We start from the raw sequence: 15,965 nt of genomic DNA, 5'->3' as shown, positions 1-15,965 counted from the left end.
GTGGTCTCGCCGGTGAGCGCCGACGGCGTGCTGTCGCTGGTGTGGCTGGTCATCGCGCTGCCGCTGGCCGGTGCGCTGCTGCTGCTGGTCGTCGGGCCCGCCGTGGCGCGCCCCGTGACCGACCGCCTGGGCCACCTGCTCGGCACGGCCACCGTCGCGGGCTCCTTCGTGCTGGGCGTGCTGCAGTTCCTCGCGCTCCTCGGGCGCGACGAGGGCGAGCGCCAGGTCGGCCGCACCCTCTTCACCTGGATCGAGACCGGCGACTTCCGCGTCGGCATGGACCTCCTGCTCGACCCGCTGAGCTCGCTCTTCGTGCTGCTGATCACCGGCGTCAGCACGCTGATCCACGTCTACTCGATCGGCTACATGGCGCACGACCCGCGCCGGCGCCGGTTCTTCGGCTACCTCAACCTCTTCGTCGCCGCGATGCTCGTGCTGGTCCTCGCCGGCGACTACCTCGGCATCTTCCTGGGCTGGGAGGGCGTCGGCCTGGCGTCCTACCTGCTCATCGGCTTCTGGCAGCACAAGCCGTCCGCGGCGGCCGCCGCCAAGAAGGCCTTCGTGATCAACCGCGTCGGCGACATGGGCCTCTCGCTGGCGATCATGCTGATGTTCGTCACCTTCGGCACCAGCTCCTTCGCCGGGGTCAGCGCCGCGGCGCCGGAGGCCTCGTCGGCCACGATGAACGCGATCGGCCTGCTGCTGCTGCTCGGCGCCTGCGGCAAGTCCGCCCAGGTCCCGCTGCAGGCGTGGCTGCTCGACGCGATGGAGGGCCCGACCCCGGTCTCCGCGCTGATCCACGCCGCCACCATGGTCACCGCCGGCGTCTACCTCGTCGTGCGCTCCAACTTCGTCTTCGAGCAGGCCGAGGTCGCCCAGACCACGGTGGTCGTGGTCGCCACGGTCACGCTGCTGTGGGGCGCGGTCATCGGCTGCGCCAAGGACGACGTCAAGAAGGCGCTGGCCGGCTCCACCATGAGCCAGATCGGCTACATGATGCTCGCCGCCGGCCTCGGCGCCGCGGGCTACGCCTACGCGATCTTCCACCTCATCACCCACGGCTTCTTCAAGGCCAACATGTTCCTGGGCGCCGGGTCGGTGATGCACGCGATGGACGACGAGGTCGACATGCGCCGCTACGGCGCGCTGCGCCAGGCCGTGCCCGTCACCTTCTTGACGTTCGCGATGGGCTACCTCGCGATCATCGGCTTCCCGGGCTTCTCGGGCTTCTGGTCGAAGGACCGCATCATCGAGACCGCGCTCGCCGAGAACCTCCTGGTGGGCCTGCTCGCACTGCTCGGCGCGGGCATCACCGCCTTCTACATGACCCGGCTGATGCTGCTGACCTTCTTCACCGAGAAGCGCTGGCGCGACGACGCGCACCCCCACGAGTCGCCGTCGGTCATGACCGTGCCGCTGGTGGTGCTGGCCGCGCTGTCGGTGCTCGGCGGCGTGCTCATCCTGGGCGACTGGATCAAGGGCTGGCTCGAGCCGGTGGTCGGCAAGGGCGAGGCCCACGAGTTCGCGCTGCCCCCGATCGCGGTGTCGGTCCTGGTGACGCTCGTGGTCGCCGCCGGCGTGGCCACCGCGTGGTTCCTCGTCGGCAAGCGCGACGTGCCGCGCGAGGCCCCGCAGGACGTCTCCTTCGCGACCCGCGCCGCGCGCCGCGACCTCTTCGGCGACGACCTCAACGACGCCGTGGTGGTGCGGCCCGGCGGCGTGCTCGTGCGCGGCCTCGCCCGCTTCGACCGCGCCGGCGTCGACGGCGTCGTCGAGAACGGCTCGCTCGCCCTCGGCGGCCTCTCCGGCGTCCTGCGCCGGGTGCAGACCGGCTTCGTCCGCAGCTACGCGCTCTCGCTCTTCGCCGGCGCGCTCGTCCTCGTCGTCGCGCTCCTGGCGGTGCAGCTGCGATGAGCGCCGCCCGCCTCTCGACCACCACGACGACGCCCTCGGGCGTGCGTCCCGACCCTGCTGCCCGAGGGGACCGATGAACGACTTCCCGTGGCTCACCGCCCTGATCCTGGTCCCGCTCGTCGGGGCCGTGGTCACCGCTGCGCTGCCCTCCCCGCCGGGAGCGGCGCTGGCCAAGGTGTCGGCGCTCGGCTTCTCCGGCCTCACCTTCGTCGGCGCCCTGCTCGTCTGGGCGCAGTACGACGTGGGCGCCGGCATGCAGTTCACCGAGGACCACCTGTGGATCGAGGCCCTCGGGGCGCACTACGCGCTCGGCGTCGACGGTCTCGGCCTCGTCATGGTGCTGCTCACCACCTTCCTGGTGCCGGTCGTCGTCGCGGCCTCGTGGCCCGACGCGGACCTGCGCAACACCAAGGCGTTCTTCGCCTGGGTGCTCGCGCTCGAGGCGGCCGCGGTCGCGGTGTTCACGGCCACCGACGTCTTCCTCTTCTACGTCGCCTTCGAGGCCACGCTGCTGCCGGCGTACTTCCTCGTCGGCGGCTTCGGCGGAGTCGGACGCGGCCGCGCCGCGGTCAAGTTCCTCATCTACATGCTGCTCGGCGGCCTGGTGATGCTGGCCAGCGTCATCGGCCTCTACGTTGCCTCCGCCGACGCCGGCGCCCCGTCCTACCTCGTCGCCGACCTCGCCGGGCTCGAGCTCGGGCTGTGGGAGGGCCGCTGGCTCTTCCTGGGCTTCTTCTTCGCCTTCGCGGTCAAGGCGCCGCTCTTCCCCTTCCACACCTGGCTGGCCGACACGACGCAGGCGGCGACGCCCGGCACGAGCGTGCTGCTGGTGTGCGTCCTGGACAAGATCGGCACCTACGGCATGATCCGCTTCTGCCTCGGGATCTTCCCCGAGGCCTCGCAGTGGGCGACGCCCGTGGTGGTGACCCTGGCGCTCGTCAGCATCGTCTACGGCGCGCTGGTGGCGATCGGTCAGGACGACATGCTGCGCCTGGTCGGCCTGACCTCGCTGTCGCACTTCGGCTTCATCGTGCTCGGCATCTTCGTCTTCACCACGCAGGGGCAGAGCGGCTCGATCCTCTACATGGTCAACCACGGTCTCGCGACCGCCGGGCTCTTCCTCGTGGCGGGCTACCTCATCCGCCGCCGGCACACCGCCTCGATCCGCGCGACCTCCGGCGCCGAGAAGGCCGCCCCCGTGCTGGCCGGGCTGCTGCTGGTCTCGGGCCTCGCGACCCTCGGCCTGCCGGGCCTGTCGACCTTCGTCAGCGAGTTCCTGGTGCTGGTCGCGGCGTTCGACTACGCGGCGTACGTCGGGGCGGTGGCCGTCACGGGCATCGCGCTGGCCGCGATCTACGTGCTGTGGATGTACCAGCGCACGATGACCGGGCCGACGTCGCCGGAGGTGCTCGCGATGCCCGACCTCGACCGCCGCGAGGTCGCCGCGATGGCGCCGGTGGTGGTGGCGCTGGTGTTCTTCGGCTTCTACCCGATGCCGCTCCTCGACGTGATCAACCCGAGCGTCGAGACCTCGTTGCAGCAGGTCGGTGTGAGCGACGACCCCCCGGTCGTCCCCGCCGCTGACGTCTCCGGCACGACCGGGGAAGGGGCCGAGTGATGGAGTTCTCGAAGCCGGTCCTCGACTACGCCGCGCTGTGGCCGCTCATGGTCGTGCTCGGCACGGCCTGCGTCGGCGTGCTGGTCGAGGCCTTCGCGCCGCGCCGACGCCGCTTCCTCGTGCAGGTGGGCGTCGCCGCCGTCGGCCTGGTGACCGCGCTGGTGGGCACCGTGGTGGTGGGCAGCCGCCTCGACGCCGTCGAGGGCGGCGCCAAGGGCGTCGTCACCGCGGGCGGCACCATCGCCGTCGACGGGCCCACGGTGTTCCTGTGGGGCCTCGTGCTCGCGCTGGCGCTGTCGGGTCTGCTGCTCTTCGCCGAGCGGCGGCTGGAGGGCGGGGTCACCGGCTTCTCCGGCCAGGCCGCGGCGCTGCCGGGCTCGGAGGCCGAGCGGGAGGCCTCCGCGGCCGGCCTCGAGCACAGCGAGGTCTACCCGCTGCTCGTCTTCGCCGTCGGCGGCATGATGCTCTTCCCGGCCGCCAACGACCTGCTGACGATGTTCGTCGCGCTCGAGGTGCTCTCCTTGCCGCTCTACCTGCTCGCGGGCCTGGCCCGCCGGCGGCGGCTGCTGAGCCAGGAGGCCGCGCTGAAGTACTTCCTGCTCGGCGCCTTCTCCTCCGGCTTCCTCATCTACGGCATCGCGCTGGTCTACGGCTACGCCGGCTCGATGGAGTTCGGCGCGATCAACGAGGCCGTGCGCAACGGGGTCGGCTCGCGAGGCCTGCTGCTGACCGGCATCGGCATGGTCGCCGTCGGCCTGCTCTTCAAGGTCGGCGCCGTGCCGTTCCACGCCTGGACCCCCGACGTCTACCAGGGCTCGCCGACCGCGCTCACCGCCTTCATGTCGGCGGCGACCAAGGTCGCGGCCTTCGGCGCGATCCTGCGGCTCTTCTACGTGGCCTTCGGCTCCGAGCGCTGGAGCTGGCAGCCGGTGCTGTGGATCGTGGCCATCTTGACGATGGTCGTCGGTGCCGTGCTCGCGATCACCCAGGACGACGTCAAGCGGATGCTCGCCTACTCCTCGATCGCCCACACCGGCTTCCTGCTCACCGGCGTGCTCGGCCTGCAGGGCGCGGGCCAGCTCGGCGAGGGCGAGATCAGCTCACTGCAGGCCGTGATGTTCTACCTCGTCACCTACGGCTTCGCCTCGCTCGGCGCCTTCGCCGTCGTCACGCTCGTGCGCGACGCCGGCGGCGAGGCCACCCACCTCTCGCGCTGGTCGGGCCTCGGGCGCACCTCGCCGGTCGTGGCCGCCGCGTTCGCGGTGTTCCTGATCTCGATGGCCGGCATCCCGCTCACCAGCGGCTTCGTCGGCAAGTGGTCGGTCTTCGCCGCCGCCCTCGCGGCCGGTGCCTGGCCGGTCGTGGTCACGGCGGTCCTCACCAGCGTGGTGGCGGCGTTCTTCTACGTCCGCGTCATCGTGCTGATGTACTTCGCCGACCCCGTCGGGGAGGGTCCGACCGTGGCCGTGCCCTCGGTGCTGACCGCAGGTGCGATCGCGTTCGCGGTCGCGGTGACCGTCGCGCTCGGGCTGCTGCCCGGGCCGGTGCTCGACCTCGCGGGCAGTGCGGGACAATTCCTCAGGTGACCTCCCAGGCTGGCCCGGACGCCCTGGCCCTCCCCGTCCTCGACGCGGACCTCGCCGAGCGGCTGCGGGGTCGGCTGGCCGAGGTCGAGGTGGCGCTGGCCGGCCACGTGCGCAGCCGCGCGCCGTTCGTCAGCGAGGCCGCGACGCACCTGCTCGACGCCGGCGGCAAGCGCTTCCGGCCGCTGCTGGTGCTCCTCGCCGCCGAGGCCGGCGACCGGCCGTGGAACGACGAGGTGCTCACCGCCGCCTGCGTGGTCGAGCTGACCCACCTGGCCTCGCTCTACCACGACGACGTCATGGACGAGGCGCAGCTGCGGCGCGGGGCCCCGTCGGCCAACGCCCGGTGGGACAACCACGTCGCGATCCTCACCGGCGACTTCCTCTTCTCGAAGTCCTCCGAGCTGACCGCCGAGCTGGGTGCCGACGCGGTGCGCATCCAGGCGCAGACCTTCACCGCGCTCGTGGAGGGCCAGATCCTCGAGACCGTCGAGCCCGGCCCGGGCGAGGACGCCCTGGCGCACTACCTCGAGGTCGTCGCCGGCAAGACCGGCTCGCTCATCGCCACCTCGGCACGCTACGGCGCTCGCTTCGGCGGCGCGTCGCCGGAGGTCGAGCGCGCGCTGACGTCGTACGGCGAGATCGTCGGCGCGGCCTTCCAGCTCTCCGACGACATCCTCGACATCGCCTCCGAGTCGGGCGAGTCGGGCAAGACCCCCGGCACCGACCTCCGCGAGGGGGTGCCGACGCTGCCGGTGATGATGGTGCGGCGCTCGGGCGACCCCGCCGACGCTCGGCTGCTCGAGCTCCTCGACCCGCGTCGCTGCGACCTCGCCGACGACGCCCTCCACGCCGAGGCGCTCGACCTGCTGCGCGCCCACCCGGCGATGGACGAGGCCCGCGCCTACGTCGTCGACCGCGCCCGCGAGGCCAAGTCGCTGCTCGTGGCGCTGCCCGACGGTCCTGTCCGCGAGGCCCTCGAGACCTTCGCCGACGCCGTCGCCTCCCGCTCCAGCTGACCCGGCCCCCGCCGAGGGGTCACGGACGCGGCGAGGGGTCACGAGCTCGGGCGATCTCGTGACCCCTCGGTCGTCCTGCGGGTGCGTCAGCGGTCGCGGAAGGCCACCACGACCGACGGGCGCGGGAAGTCGTCGGTGTGCGGCCACGTGCTGGCGGGCGACGCGAACGTCGCGCCGTCGACCTCACCCGGGTGCTGGACCGCGACGAAGAGCGACAGGTCGTCGGTGGTGAGGAACGGGCCGCACGCCTCAGCGCCGCGGGGGACGGTGAGGAACTGGCGGACCAGGCCGCGGTCCTCGCCGGCTACCGGCACCCGGAAGACGCCGTCGTTGCTGCCCAGGACGTTGCCGTCGGTGGAGACCCACAGGTTGCCCGCACGGTCGAAGGCGACGTTGTCGGGGCACGAGATGGGGCTGACGCGCGACTTGTCGACACCGCCGAAGCGGGTCTCGGGTGCGTCGGGGTCGCCGCAGACCAGGAACAGGTCCCAGCTGAAGGTGCGACCGCCGTGCCCGCCGATCGGCGAGAGCTCGAGGACGTAGCCGTTGCGGTTGCCCGAGGCCGGGGTCAGCGGGGCGCCGAGCGACTCGCGCACCATGGAGGTGGCGACCGGGTTGGCCTCGTCGACCGGGAAGGCCGCGCCGCGACGCGAGTTGTTGGTCAGTGCGGCGTACACCTTGCCGTTGACCGGGTTGGCCTCGACGTCCTCGGGGCGGTCCATCCGCGTGGGTGCGACCTTGTCGGCGGCCAGGCGCGTGTCGAGCAGGACCTCGGCCACGCTCATGCCCTCGACGAACGACTGGGTGTCGCTGCACAGCGGGATCCACTCGCCGCTGCCGTCGTAGTCGCCGTCCTCGAGCCCGTCGCCGGTGAGGCGGGCGACGTAGAGCGTGCCGGCGCTCAGCAGGCGCTTGTTGGCCGCTCGCGCCTTGCGGGACTGGCCCTTGCTGACCTTGCCCTTCGAGACGAACTTGTAGAGGTAGTCACCGCGCTCGTCGTCGCCCATGTAGGCCACGGCCCGGCCGTCGCGGGCGATCGCGACGTTGGCGCCCTCGTGCTTGAAGCGGCCCAGCATGGTGTGCTTGACCGGCGCACCCTTCGGGTCGAGCGGGTCGAGCTCGACGACCCAGCCGAAGCGGAAGGGCTCGTGCGGCTCGCGGGTCAGGTCGAAGCGGGGGTCGACCTCGCTCCAGCCGCGGTCACCGCCGCTGATGCCGTAGCGGGCGTAGGACTCGGTGTAGCGCGGGTCGAGCTCGCCGGAGGCGTCGAAGTACTGGTTGAAGTTCTCCTCGCCGGAGAGCACCGTGCCCCACGGGGTCAGACCGCCGGCGCAGTTGTTCAGCGTGCCGAGCACGCGGGTGCCGCTCGGGTCGGCGGTGGTGCGCAGGCGCTCGTGACCGGCGGCGGGGCCGCTGAGGCGGAATTCCGTGCCGTCGTGCACCCGCCGGTTGTACGTCGTGCTGCGGACGTTGACGCGCTTCCACGAGCCCGGGGTGGCGCCGCGCACGACCTCCACCACGCTCATGCCGTGGTAGGCCATCTCGATGCGCTTGCGGGTCGCCTCGTCGTAGACGCCCTCCGGGAACATCAGCTCGCCGGTGGTGTACTCGTGGTTGACGACGAGCAGGGCGCGCTTGCCGCCCCGCCCGGCCTTGCCGGTGAGCGGCACGAGGCCGACGTAGTCGCAGTTGTAGCCGAACTGCTGGCGCGCGCCGGCCGGGGTGAGGCGGCGGACGTCGAAGTCGGGGGCGCCCTTGGCGACCTTGTCGCCCCAGCGCACGACGACCTGGGAGCGGAAGCCGTCGGGCACGACGACGGCGTCGCGCACGTTGGGCCGCACCGGGGCGAAGCTCGTGCGGGCCAGGGAGGCCTGCACGCGCGGGTCGGCCGCGGCCACGCCGGGCGCGGCTGCGGCCGACGTGGCGTGGGCGCTGATGCCACCGAGCACCAGCGCGCCGCCGAGGGCCGCGCCGCCGCGCAGCACGCTGCGGCGCTCGACGAGCGAGGTGATGGCCTCGGAGACGTGGGGGTGGCCGGTGGTGTTCGGCACCGGCTTGTCGCAGGCGTTGCCGCAGCGCGACGCGCAGGTCAGGTGGCTGCGCGAGCCGTGGGGGCCGCGGTTCAGCAGGGGGAGCAGCGGGCGGCCGGTGGGCCGCGACGGGGTGAGGGTCATGGCGCGGACGCTAGGGACGGTGGGTGAGGTCGAGGGGGTCGTGCGGTGACGCACCGGTGAACGGCGGTCAGCCGGTGAGCGCGCACGCCGGCACCCCCTGGTGGCTCCGGGCCGTGGTCGCCGACGAGGTGAGGCGTCTCGAGCAACCTCCCCCCGACACCCGGAGTCTGGAGAGGTGAGGCAGCACCGCAGTGGTGCAGGGTGAGGAGGTGGGCATGTCGTCGACGACCGCCGCGCAGGCACCCTCGTTCGAGGAGTACGCCGCTGCGTCCTGGCCGACGCTGTACCGCAGCGCCTACCTGCTGGCCGGCAACCACGCCGACGCCGAGGACCTCGCCCAGCAGACGCTGGTCAAGGCGCACGGGGCCTGGGCCAACGTGAGCGCCTCGGACTCGGTGCACGCCTACGTCCGGCGCATCCTCACCAACACGTTCCTCTCCTCCACGCGGCCGCGGCGGCGCCGGCTGGAGCTGCTGACCGGCGACGTCCCGGAGTGGGGACGGGCATCTGGTGGGGCCACGAGCACGACGGGGGTGCCGGGGGCTTCCGACGAGCGGGCTGCGCTGTGGCCGCACGTTCGGGAGCTGCCACCGCAGCAGCGCGCGGTCGTCGTGCTGCGCTACTTCGAGCAGCTGAGCGAGGCGGAAATCGCCGAGACCCTCGGCTGCTCGCGCGGCACCGTGAAGTCCACGGCCCACCGGGCCCTCAAGAGCCTCAAGGTCGCACTCGAGGCCTCCGACGACCAGCCCAGGGCCCAGCAGAGCCGGAAGGAGGCCTGACGTGCAGGACCTCGAGGACGCGCTGAGGCGCGAGCTGCGCCAGGTCGCCGACGACGTGGCGGTCCCACCCCTGCCCCGGCTCCCGGCCGGTCGACCCCACTGGCCGACGTGGGTGCCGACGCTCGCCGCCGCAGCCGTGGTGGTGATCGCGCTCGTCGCGCTGGCGGGCCTCCTGCCCGACCGGGGCGGTGCACCCGAGCCGGCCCCCCAGCCGACCGAGGTGGCTCCGCGGCCGACCGAGGCGGCCACCGACGACGCGGCGGAGCGGGCACCGCGGGCGGTGCCCACGGGGCCGCCGACGGTGCCCTACGTGCTCGACCGGGTCGTGCACGTGGGCGGGCGGTCGTTCCCCGGCTACGACTGGGTGGACGGGACGAGGCAGGGGTGGATCGCGGTGCAGCCCCCCTTCACGTGGTCCTGGAGCGGCGGCGGCGCGCCCGAGCCGCTCGACGTCGCCCTCGAGCAACCACCCGCCGTGTCGCCCGGTGGTGCGTACCTCGCCTACCTCACGTCGGAGGGCGAGCTCAACGGGTTCGAGACGGCTCGGGGTGGAGAGGGCATGGGGCTGTCCGTGCCGGTCCCGGTGCGCGACGAGGACGGTGTGGGCACCCGCATCGGAGCCGTCACCGACGAGGGCTGGGTGATCGCCAGCGGCAGGGGCGTCGGGGTCCTCTGGCGACCGTTCGACGGCGCCGCCCCGGTCGACCTGACGCGGACGGCCCCCGGCCAGCTGGTGTGGCAGGCCACGCAGGCGGGTCTGGTGGTCGTCGACGGCACCGGCGACGCCCGCGACCCGGGCGGGGGAGGCCGGGTCTACCTCGCCGACGTGACTGCCGGGGGTGAGGTGGTCCCGATCGCTGACCTGCCGCACTTCGCGATCGCCGACGTCACCGAGGAGTGGGTGGCCTGGGTGCCCGCCGAGCAGGTCGGAGGTGAGGTGCAGGTGTACGACGAGATCCGGGTCCGTCGCCTCCAGGGTGCAGCCGAGGACGTGCTGACGCCGCCGCCGGGGTGGCGCTTCGTGAACTCCGAGTTCACCTTCGAGGACGCGCAGTTCCTCCTCACCCGGGTCAGCGACGGCCAGCGCCAGCGGATGGTGCGGTGCAGCCCGGCGCTCCTGGAGTGCGTGCTGCTCGAGGCGCCCTGACCCGCTCGGCGCGGTCGTCCTGCGCGCGACGTCAGGCCGCGAAGTCGCAGTCGAGGAGCACGGGGGCGAAACCGAAGTCGACGGTCGCCGGACCTAGCCGCCCCCGAGGAGGTGGCGGAGCAGGCGCCCCAGGGAGGTCGGGCGAGCGGCTGATGTAGCTGCGGCCGCTCGGGGTGGTGGTGACGACCTCGTGAGGGCCGGCACGGTCGGGTGCGGCCGTGTCGTCGACGGAGTGGTGGCTCCACCCGGGTGCTTCCTTGGCGTAGTTGCAGGCCTCGCAGAGGCCCTGCAGGTTGGGCTCGTCGCTCGCCCCGCCGATCGCGACCTCGACGACGTGGTCGGTGTGGCGGACCGGCGCGTCGCACCACGGGGTGCGGCAGATCCCGAGATCACGGGTGTGGACGAAGGCGGCGAGGCCGGCCGGCACGGCGCGGGAGCGCGAGTCCATCGCGACCAGCGTGCCCGTGGCGGGGTCGGCCCACAGGCGTCTCAGGCTGGACAGGGCCCGGGTCGCGTCGTCGCTCCACGCCTGCTCGAGCAGCGCCCGGGCCGTGAGGGCGTCGACCGGGCCGTGCCCGATCAGCCACGCCGACTCGGTGGCGCTCGCCCCCGGGTGAGGGGTCGGCAGGGCCGAGGCGGCCGGCAGGATCAGCTGCACCGCGAGCGGCACGGCGTCGGCGGTGGCCTGGCCGGTGGTGCGCTGGACGAGGGTGTCGGCCATGACCTGGCCACGGGTGCGCGGGTCGCCGGCCGCCCGGGCGCTGCCGGCGGCTGCGCGCAGGGCGGCGACCACGGCGACGCCTTGCTCGACCGGCAGCAGAGCCGACACCCGGCACATGAGGTCGGGAGCGGGGCGGCTGCTGACGTGGCGGTCGCGGGAAGCGCGCGCCGCGCGTCGGGCGACCCCGGCGGGGTCGAGGCGGGCGACGAGCCGCGCGGCCTCGGCGTCGACCTGGCGCTCGCCGAGACCGGCGAGGCGTGACGGGTCAGCACACAGCTGCTCGTCGACGGCGGTGCGCACCGCGAGGTCGACGCAGGCGGTGTGGGTGAGGAGCGCCGTCAACTGGTGCTCGCGCAGTGTGCCGTCGGTGAGGCGGTCGAAGGCGTGCGGCATCTCGGCGAGGGCGGTGCGGGCGACCGAGAGCCGGCGCTTCGCCCGGTGGTGCGAGGTGCGGGTGGCGAGGCCGAGCTCGCGGGCGACGCCGCGGCCCTGGTGCGAGGCGGTGACACCCGCGGCGGCCTGCTCGCTGCGGCGCGCAACGTCGTGGTCGGCGCACACGCGCAGGGCTGCGGCGCTGGCGGCGGGGGCGAGGTCGGTGAGGGCTTCGAGCAGACCGATGCGCTCGTCGTCGGTCGCGGCGGTGTCGGCGCCACCTGCGATGCTGCGCAGCACGACGACGAGCTCGCGCACGGCGCGGGCTGGGTCGTCGGCGACTGTCATTGCGACAGCCTATTCGAACACAGAGACGACCGCAAGGGTTCGTGCACAGGGTGGGGCGGGGGTCTCGTGACGGCGCTGGCGCGCCTCCTCGACCACCGGGAGACGGCGCTGGCGCGCCTCCTCGACCACCGGGAGCCGGGGTGCGCTCAGAGCGCGGAGGCCTCCGCGACCAGGCGGAGCTGGCGGCGGCGGTGGAGGTAGGCCTCGACCGTGAAGAGCACGAGCGCCACCCAGACGAGGGCGAAGCCGGCCCAGCGGGCGGGCGGCATGTCCTCGCGGAAGACCAGCACGCCGAGGGCGAACTGCGAGACCGGCGCGAGGTACTGCAGCAGCCCGAGCGTCGAGAGCGGGATGCGGTTGGCCGCACCGCCGAAGCACAGCAGCGGGACGACCGTGAGCACTCCGGTGCCGACGACGAGCAGCAGGTGACCGCCGCCCTGCGCGCCGACCTCGCCGGTGCCGCTGAGCGCCAGCCACCCGGCGTACGCCGCGGCGAAGGGCGCGAGGACCGCCGTCTCGACGACCAGCGACTCGGTGGCACCCACCCCCGCGGACTTCTTCGCCAGGCCGTAGGCGCCGAAGGAGAACGCGAGCACCAGGGCGACCCAGGGCAGCCGGCCGTAGCCGAGGGTGAGCACGACCACCGCGAGCGAGGCGACGCCGAGCGCCACCCACTGCAGCCGGCGCAGCCGCTCGCCCAGCACCAGCACGCCCATGAGGACCGTCACCAGCGGGTTGACGAAGTAGCCCAGCGAGGTCTCGACGACCCGGCCGTTGTTGACGCCCCAGATGTAGGTGAACCAGTTGACGCTGATGGTGATCGCCGCCGCGGTGAGCAGCAGCAGCCGACGGCGGTCGCGCACCACGGCGAGCACCCCGCCCGTGCGGCGCAGCACCAGCACGAGCAGGCCGACGGTGACCGCCGACCACAGCACGCGGTGGGCGAGGATCTCCTCGGCCCCGGCGGGCTCGAGGAGCGGCCAGTAGAGGGGGAACAGCCCCCAGATCCCGTAGGCCGCGACCCCCAGGGCGAGGCCGCGACGCTGGTCGGGCACGCTCAGACGACCGTCCAGGTGTCGCCGCCGCCGACGAGCTGCGCCAGCCGCGCCTGCCGGTCCGCGAGGCTGCCGGCCTCCTGGCCGCCCGCGCCCGCGGCGTTCTGCGTCGCGGTGTCGACCTGGGCGCGTGCCTGGTCGTCGTAGGTCGGTCGCTCGACGCTGCGGAAGATGCCGATCGGCGCCTGGTGGAGGTAGTCGTTGGCCGTCAGCCGGCTCAGGGCGAAGGCGGTGGTCGGGTCGGGGTCGTGGGCGTCGTGCACCAGCACGGCGTCGGCGCCCACCTCGTCGACGAGGGCCACGCGCAGCACGCCGGTCGCCGGGTCGCGCACGACGCCCTTGCTGCCGAGGCCGTCCTCACCGGGGGCGCCGAAGCGGATCGGCTCGCCGTGCACGAGCGGGATGATCGCGTCGTCCTTGGTGTCGCGGTCCTTGATCGCGTCGAAGGCACCGTCGTTGAAGATCGGGCAGTTCTGGTAGATCTCGACCAGCGACGTGCCGCGGTGGGCCGCAGCCGCGGACAGCACGGCGGTGAGGTGCTTGCGGTCGGAGTCGACGGTGCGGGCGACGAACGTGCCCTCGGCGCCGAGCGCGAGCGAGACCGGGTTGAAGGGGTGGTCGACCGAGCCCATCGGGGTCGACTTGGTGACCTTGCCGGCCTCGGAGGTGGGGGAGTACTGCCCCTTGGTCAGGCCGTAGATGCGGTTATTGAACAGCAGGATCGTCATGTTGACGTTGCGGCGCAGCGCGTGGATCAGGTGGTTGCCGCCGATCGACAGCGCGTCGCCGTCGCCGGTGACGACCCACACCGAGAGGTCCTCTCGCGCGGTCGCCAGGCCGGTCGCGATCGCCGGCGCGCGCCCGTGGATGGAGTGCATGCCGTAGGTGTCGAGGTAGTAGGGGAAGCGCGAGGAGCAGCCGATGCCGGAGACGAAGACGATGTTCTCGCGACGCAGACCGAGGTCGGGCAGGAAGGACTGCACCGCCTTGAGCACGGCGTAGTCGCCGCAGCCGGGGCACCAGCGCACCTCCTGGTCGGAGGCGAAGTCCTTGCCGGTCTGCACCTGGCCCTCGGCGAGCCTCGGCACGGACTCCGTGCCGGAGCGCAGGCCCGGGGTGGGCAGGTCGGCCGGGGCGGAGGCGGGGCTGGTGGGGGTGGCGGTCACGAGGACACCTCCTGGGGGGTGACGTGGGAGACGCCGGACAGGTCGATCGCGTCGAGGCCCTCGACCTCGGCGACGAGGCCGCCGATCACCTCGGCGAGGGTCGCGGCCTTGAGCGGCAGGCCGCGGACCTCGTTGTAGCCGACGGCGTCGACGAGGTACTTCGCGCGCAGCAGCAGCGAGAGCTGGCCGAGGTTCATCTCGGGCACGAGCACCTTGTCGTAGCGCCGCAGCACGTCGCCGAGGTCCTTCGGGAAGGGGTTGAGGTGGCGCAGGTGGGCCTGGGCGACGTGGAAGCCGGCCCGGCGCACCCGGCGTACGCCGGCTCCGATGGGGCCGTAGGTGGAGCCCCAGCCGATCACGAGCACCTTGGCCTCGCCCGAGGGGTCGTCGACCTCGAGCGGCGGCAGGAAGTCGGCGATCCGGTCGACCTTGGCCTGCCGGGTGCGGACCATCAGGTCGTGGTTGGCGGGGTCGTAGGAGATGTTGCCGTGGCCGGCGCCCTTCTCGAGCCCGCCGATGCGGTGCTCGAGGCCGGGCGTGCCGGGCACCGCCCAGGGCCGGGCGAGCGTGGCGTCGTCGCGGTCGTAGGGCCGGAAGGCCGGCACCTGCCCGCCGTCGGCGGCGGGCTCCGGGGCCGGCGCGAAGGCGGGGTCGACGGTCGGCAGCTGCTCGACCTCGGGCACCCGCCACGGCTCGGAGCCGTTGGCGAGGTAGCCGTCGGAGAGCAGCATCACCGGGGTGCGGTGGGTGACCGCGATCCGCGCGGCCTCGAGGGCGGCGTCGAAGCAGTCGCCCGGCGAGCGCGGCGCGACGATCGGCACCGGCGCCTCGCCGTTGCGGCCGAACATCGCCTGCAGCAGGTCGGACTGCTCGGTCTTGGTGGGCAGGCCGGTCGACGGGCCGCCGCGCTGGACGTTGACGACGACGAGCGGCAGCTCGGTCATCACCGCCAGGCCGATCGACTCGCCCTTGAGCGCGATGCCCGGGCCCGAGGTGGTCGTGACGCCGAGGTGGCCGGCGAAGGCCGCGCCGATCGCCGAGCCGATGCCGGCGATCTCGTCCTCGGCCTGGAAGGTGGTGACGCCGAACGCCTTGTGCTTGCTCAGCTCGTGGAGGATGTCGGAGGCCGGGGTGATGGGGTAGGACCCCAGGAAGACCGGCAGGCCCGACTGCACGCCGGCCGCGACCAGCCCGTACGCCAGCGCGAGGTTGCCGGTGATGTTGCGGTAGGTGCCGGGCTCCATCGGGGCCGGCTTGATCTCGTAGGAGACCGCGAAGGTCTCGGTGGTCTCGCCGAAGTTCCACCCGGCCTTGAAGGCAGCGACGTTGGCGTCGCGGATGTCGGGCACGCGGGCGAAGCGCTTCTCGAGGAACGACACGGTCGTCTCGGTGGGGCGGCCGTACATCCACGACAGCAGCCCGAGGGCGAACATGTTCTTCGCGCGGGCGGCGTCCTTGCGAGACAGGCCGAACTCCTTGACCGCCTCGACCGTCATGCCGGTGAGGTCGACGGGGTGCACGGCGAACTCGCCGAGCTGGGAGCCGGCGTCGTCGAGGGTGTCGAGCGGGTTGGCGTCGTAGCCCGCCTTGGTGAGGTTGCGGCCCGTGAAGTCGTGGGTGTCGACGATGATCGTCGCCCCCTTCGGCAGGTCGCCGAGGTTGGCCTTGAGGGCGGCGGGGTTCATCGCGACCAGCACGTCGGGGGCGTCGCCGGGGGTGAGGATGTCGTGGTCGGCGAAGTGCACCTGGAAGGACGACACGCCGGGGATCGTGCCCTGGGGGGCGCGGATCTCGGCCGGGAAGTTCGGCAGGGTGGCCAGGTCGTTGCCGAAGGACGCCGACTCCTGGGTGAACCGGTCGCCGGTCAGCTGCATGCCGTCGCCGGAGTCGCCGGCGAAGCGGATGATCACCCGGTCGAGCTGCTTGACCTGCTTGGCCACGGAAGGCGTCCTCTCTGGTGCGTCGCGGGCCCTCGTGAGGCCGTCGTCCACGATAGCCGCGGCGGGTGCGCGACCCACGTCGTCCTGCGCCTCGGACCTGTGACGCCGCTCATGCCGCGCACCGGCGCC

General features: G+C 73.1%; 11 protein-coding genes. 6 read left to right on the top strand and 5 right to left on the bottom strand.

Translation table 11 applies throughout. The annotated features are described in order from the left end of the window. From nuoL to BJ989_RS00255, 4 genes are all read left to right on the top strand, one after another. On the top strand, positions 1–1,914 hold the full coding sequence (gene nuoL / locus BJ989_RS00270; protein ID WP_343049476.1) for an NADH-quinone oxidoreductase subunit L: 1,914 nt from the start codon (positions 1–3) through the stop codon (positions 1,912–1,914). A gap of 73 nt (positions 1,915–1,987) precedes the next feature. Continuing rightward, complete coding sequence (locus BJ989_RS00265; RefSeq protein ID WP_179516517.1) at positions 1,988–3,532, top strand: NADH-quinone oxidoreductase subunit M; 1,545 nt, start codon at positions 1,988–1,990, stop codon at positions 3,530–3,532. Then, on the top strand, positions 3,532–5,118 hold the full coding sequence (nuoN, locus tag BJ989_RS00260) for an NADH-quinone oxidoreductase subunit NuoN (protein ID WP_179516516.1): 1,587 nt from the start codon (positions 3,532–3,534) through the stop codon (positions 5,116–5,118). The genes BJ989_RS00265 and nuoN overlap by 1 nt, the downstream gene beginning before the upstream one ends. Then, on the top strand, positions 5,115–6,134 hold the full coding sequence (locus BJ989_RS00255) for a polyprenyl synthetase family protein (protein ID WP_179516515.1): 1,020 nt from the start codon (positions 5,115–5,117) through the stop codon (positions 6,132–6,134). Before nuoN ends, BJ989_RS00255 begins: the two co-directional genes overlap by 4 nt. Before the next feature lie 86 nt (positions 6,135–6,220). On the opposite strand, the gene BJ989_RS00250 is transcribed toward BJ989_RS00255, so the two are convergent. Continuing rightward, positions 6,221–8,308 (bottom strand): PhoX family protein, encoded by a 2,088-nt coding sequence (locus BJ989_RS00250; protein WP_179516514.1) that lies wholly within the window; start codon positions 8,306–8,308, stop codon positions 6,221–6,223. Positions 8,309–8,523: 215 nt separating this feature from the next. On the opposite strand from BJ989_RS00250, the gene BJ989_RS00245 reads away from it, so the two are divergent. Further along, the gene (locus BJ989_RS00245; protein ID WP_179516513.1) at positions 8,524–9,087 is read left to right on the top strand and encodes a SigE family RNA polymerase sigma factor; all 564 of its coding nucleotides are present in this window, start codon (positions 8,524–8,526) and stop codon (positions 9,085–9,087) included. Position 9,088: 1 nt separating this feature from the next. Beyond that, positions 9,089–10,234 (top strand): hypothetical protein, encoded by a 1,146-nt coding sequence (locus tag BJ989_RS00240; RefSeq protein ID WP_179516512.1) that lies wholly within the window; start codon positions 9,089–9,091, stop codon positions 10,232–10,234. 31 nt (positions 10,235–10,265) lie between these two features. On the opposite strand, the gene BJ989_RS00235 is transcribed toward BJ989_RS00240, so the two are convergent. The 4 genes from BJ989_RS00235 to BJ989_RS00220 all read right to left on the bottom strand — a co-directional run bounded on the left by BJ989_RS00235 (position 10,266) and on the right by BJ989_RS00220 (position 15,836). Continuing rightward, the gene (locus tag BJ989_RS00235) at positions 10,266–11,675 is read right to left on the bottom strand and encodes an HNH endonuclease (RefSeq protein ID WP_179516511.1); all 1,410 of its coding nucleotides are present in this window, start codon (positions 11,673–11,675) and stop codon (positions 10,266–10,268) included. Positions 11,676–11,821: 146 nt separating this feature from the next. Beyond that, complete coding sequence (gene rarD, locus BJ989_RS00230) at positions 11,822–12,730, bottom strand: EamA family transporter RarD (RefSeq protein ID WP_343048946.1); 909 nt, start codon at positions 12,728–12,730, stop codon at positions 11,822–11,824. Positions 12,731–12,732: 2 nt separating this feature from the next. Further along, positions 12,733–13,896, bottom strand: a complete 1,164-nt coding sequence (locus BJ989_RS00225) for a 2-oxoacid:ferredoxin oxidoreductase subunit beta (RefSeq protein WP_425489974.1) — start codon at positions 13,894–13,896, stop codon at positions 12,733–12,735. Beyond that, positions 13,893–15,836 carry a 2-oxoacid:acceptor oxidoreductase subunit alpha gene (locus BJ989_RS00220; RefSeq protein WP_179516510.1) on the bottom strand — a complete coding sequence of 648 codons (1,944 nt, stop codon included), beginning with the start codon at positions 15,834–15,836 and terminating at the stop codon, positions 13,893–13,895. The genes BJ989_RS00225 and BJ989_RS00220 overlap by 4 nt, the downstream gene beginning before the upstream one ends. Positions 15,837–15,965 lie beyond the last annotated feature (129 nt).

The organism is Nocardioides perillae (assembly GCF_013409425.1).
Taxonomy (GTDB): domain Bacteria; phylum Actinomycetota; class Actinomycetes; order Propionibacteriales; family Nocardioidaceae; genus Nocardioides; species Nocardioides perillae.
This window is presented reverse-complemented; position numbering and strand designations above follow the sequence as displayed.